We start from the raw sequence: 3,803 nt of genomic DNA, 5'->3' as shown, positions 1-3,803 counted from the left end.
GAACGGGACTATCCAGGACGGCTCCGACGCCGTGATCACACCAGCCACAGCAAGATCATCTCATCTGTGACCGGCAGTTACGGGACAACCCTTAGCAAGGAGCTGGTCGCGTCTCTTCCCAACTCCCGTCAGGGGCACCATCACATGGACCTGGCCCGCGCGTGGCTGTGGGACGGGAACCGCGACAAGGCTCTCAAGGAACTGGAGAAGGCTGAGGAGATCGCGCCCCAGCTCGTCCGCAATCACCCCATCGCGCGGTCAACGCTGCGGAGCATCGTGTACGCCGAACGGGCAAGCACTCGGGAGAAGCTGCGCCGCATGTCAGACCGCTTCCACCTCGACGGCTGAGGGTCATATTCCCGCGGTTCATATTGGGCCCCGAGCGCACACTTAGCTTCGGGACATGGCCGAACGAACCACGCAGCAACTCCCCACGTCCCAGACCGTTTTAACCGCAGGGAGCCCGTTCCATCCCCGCCTTGGCGACCTCGCCATCGATCTGGCCAAGGCGGGAACGATCGGGGTCGTCGTCGCCCTGCCAAGCGACAACTCGGCGTCTTATCAACTCCGTCCGCCTGGGGGAGGCGCGGACTGGCGCGCAAGGTCCGACGGAAGCACCCTCCGCCCTGTGCCGGTTCCGGTCACGCACGTCACGCCCGTGAAGCGCGACGCCGTGTACGACCCCCGCGCGCAGCAAGCCGCCATGGCGGTGACCGTCCACTACGAGGACGGCGGCGTCTGCGAGTCGATGCTCGTTCTCACCCCTGCGCAAGTCGAGCTGTACTACAACCAGCTCGGCCACATGATCAAGGCGAGGGAATCGGCCCAGGATCGTCGGCGGTGAGCCCGGACGTGCTGATGCTCGCCCCACCGACCTCTGCACGTGCCTTTGCGCGACCTCCCATCGCATTCCGGTGTGAGGCCACCGCCCATGACCTCAGCGGCTCCCGCGAAATCCTGCTCGCCACCTATCGCGGCGGTTCCCCACGCCTGGCGGCACGGTGGCTGAGGGCGTCAGCGCACCGTTTCGCCCGGCTGCTGTCCCCGGACATCGGGACCCTGGGGCTGCATGACGCGCCGCTCGTTCTCGCGCGGCCGGAAATCCCGCGCCCCGACGTCGAGTTGCGAGCGTGGGCCGACAGTGATCGGGCGTACGAGCAAGTTCTTCGTGCCCTCGCCGCAGGCCGCGCGTTCGTTTTCACCGTGGCGGACTACGACGCTCGGTACTGCCTCCGCGTTCATCCGCTGCCGACTCGCCGGCCTCGCCTTCCGCAGCATCCTGCCCTGGCCGGGGGGCTACCCCACCTCTGGGTGCGGGCGGGCCGTCACCGACGTCCCCGCGGGCGTCGTCCGACCCGATGACTCCCGCCCCCGCGTCCTTTCCGGTTCCCCCCGGCGCGGGGGCGGGTCCACCACGCAACCACAGCTCGACCGCTGAACGCACACCCGCCGCTCTGCGGCGCAGTCCTGCCCATCTACCGAGGGGAAGACGCGGTGACCATCTATCCCGTATCGCCGAACACCGTGCTCGCCAACGCGCTGACCAGTGCTGAGGACCTGCTGAGGCCGCACATCGCCGAGGTGGCTCCGGAGCGCATCGTGTTCGTGGTGGGAACGCAGATCAACGGAGCACCGCACGTCGGCACGTCGCTGGTTCAGTCGCTCACGTTCGCCACGGCGGCCCGGATCCGGGACCGGTTCGGCGTGCCGGCTGAAGTTCAGTTCGGCGCGCTCGACAACGCCCCGTACGCCATCGTCACCGACAAGGAGACCGGTCACCGCTACCAGCGGGCCTACGCGCACGCCCTGGGCGAGGTGGGCATCGCTGACCAGGTCGACAAGCTGTACCGCCCGCTGTTCACCGCGCTGTCCGAGCGCCTGAACGTGCCGTACTCCGTCGAGACGTACAGCCAACAGCAAGCGGGCGAGCACTTCCGCCGTACCTGGCTGCGCCTGGTGCCCCGCTTGGACGCCGCACGCTGGCACCTGTCTCCATCGTCCGGCGTGCCACACGTTCGCGTTCCCTGCCCGCGCCCGGGATGCGGATGGGCCGAGAAGTACGCCGAGCGGACCCACGTCCGTGACGACGGTTTCGAGCGGGCAACCATCTCGGCTGTGTGCCTGCACCACGGCGAATACGAGGTCGTCATCGAACCCCTGAGCGGTGCATACCTCGACCTCGCCACGCTGTACCGGAACCTCGTCAAGGAACTGGCGGTCGTTGGAGCGCGAGGCACGCTGTACGTCATGGTCAAGGGCAGCGACTGGATGCCCGGATGCCTTCTCGTCGACGGCGCCCTACAGGCCGTGGGTCTCACTCGCGGACAGATGACCGCCCGGCTCTTCTGCCCCCAGGTCGTCACGGACACGGGCGCGAAGCTGTCCAAGTCCCTCATCCGAGAGGGGCGCGCGCCCTTGCCCGACGGTGCGGCCCCGTGGATGCTCGACACCCGCGAGTGGCCTGGCTCGTTGGGAGAGTACGTCGATCGTCTTCTCGGTCTGACTGACGTGCTACTCGCCGACCCTCGCCACTTCTTCCGCTCGTACTCGGCCGGTGAACTCGGCCGGCTCATGTCCGCTGCAACAGCAAGGAGCGTTCCCGCCCCATGACGGAGACTGCCGCCGCGCGCGTGCGTGAACTGAACCTCTACCGAAGGTACTTCGAACTCGTCGCTGCCGGTCAGAAGACGATCGAGGTGCGGGTGAAGTATCCCCACCTCGAAGACCTGGCCGCTGGAGACATCATCCGCTTCCGCATCAAGGGCACCGAAGAGACGTGTGACGTCCTGGTGAAGCGGGTCACGGAGTACAAGACGTTCGAGGAACTGCTTGACGGGGAAGGCCCGGCGAACGTCAACCCGGCCTCCCCTCGCGAGCAGCAGCTCGCCAACATCCGCGATATCTATCCGGCGGAGAAGGAAGCGCTCGGCGCGCTCGCCATCGAAATCGAGCTGCCGCCCCAGTAAGCCCGCCGCACGGTCCCCGCTCCCCCGAGGGGGCTGCTTGCGGCTTCCTGGCGTCCGCCGCTCGGGACCGTGCTGCGAACGGCGGACGCCGACAAGAAGAGACCGGACCACCCCTCAGCCTGGACAGCGATCCGGGGTGGTCCGGTCTTGGAATCCCTGGTCAGGACCCCGGTGCCGATGGTACCGGGGCGGTCGGCGTGCTCGAACGCGGGTGCGGCTGCAACCCACGTACCCCACTGTCCAGTTCGAGAGGGTCACTGTTGAAGTCCGGTTGGCCGCATCCCAGTTCTGACCTGCACCACCGAAAGTCAGCCACGGCGGCGGGTGAGTCGAACGAGCACCCGTCACGTGTGTCTCCAGCAACCCCCCGCCGGCCTCAGCCACGCTGCTTCCATTCGTCACGGCCCTCGCCCCCTTCCCGGCCTGGGCGTTGCCGACGAAGAGCCTGGCGCATGGGCCTGCTTGCTGCTTTGGAGTCCATGGGCTGCGAAGCGCGGACTGGTCGGATGGCGCGGTCTCGCTTGGTCGGTGTCGGCCTGGTCCTGGTGCTCGGAGTGGTCGGGTTGCTTCCTGGTCTGACTGTCCGCCTCGGAGGTGCTGCGCGCTGAGCGGGTGGGGGCCGACGGAGCGGTGGCGGAGACAAGGAGCGGCGGCGGCCCATGGCCGCCAGCGCGCGCGGCCCGCCGTAGGCGGGCCGCCTTGATCCAGTAAAGAAACTCTGAACAGCTCCGCTGCGCTGGGCCTGTCCGGTCCCGGGAGATGCTTGACACTTCGGTCCCAGCTGATGGTTGACGGTGGCCGTGTTCGGCTTTTCTGTGCACGTCGTTGTGGCGTGTG

General features: G+C 67.7%; 3 protein-coding genes and 1 pseudogene. All 4 read left to right on the top strand.

What is annotated here, in order from left to right; all coding sequences use genetic code 11:
• A pseudogene (locus ACZ5SK_RS48430) lies at nucleotides 1-348 on the top strand (hypothetical protein); the annotation flags it as partial.
• Nucleotides 349-403: 55 nt separating this feature from the next.
• Entirely contained in the window at nucleotides 404-844 is a 441-nt protein-coding gene (locus tag ACZ5SK_RS48425) for a hypothetical protein (protein ID WP_468578102.1), read from the top strand.
• Between the two features lie 650 nt (nucleotides 845-1,494).
• Entirely contained in the window at nucleotides 1,495-2,610 is a 1,116-nt protein-coding gene (locus ACZ5SK_RS48420; RefSeq protein WP_334577230.1) for a hypothetical protein, read from the top strand.
• The gene (locus tag ACZ5SK_RS48415) at nucleotides 2,607-2,966 is read left to right on the top strand and encodes an ASCH domain-containing protein (RefSeq protein ID WP_334577231.1); all 360 of its coding nucleotides are present in this window, start codon (nucleotides 2,607-2,609) and stop codon (nucleotides 2,964-2,966) included. The genes ACZ5SK_RS48420 and ACZ5SK_RS48415 overlap by 4 nt, the downstream gene beginning before the upstream one ends.
• The last annotated feature ends 837 nt before the right edge of the window (nucleotides 2,967-3,803 follow it).

The organism is Streptomyces sp. NPDC031474, from assembly GCF_055581185.1.
This window is presented reverse-complemented; position numbering and strand designations above follow the sequence as displayed.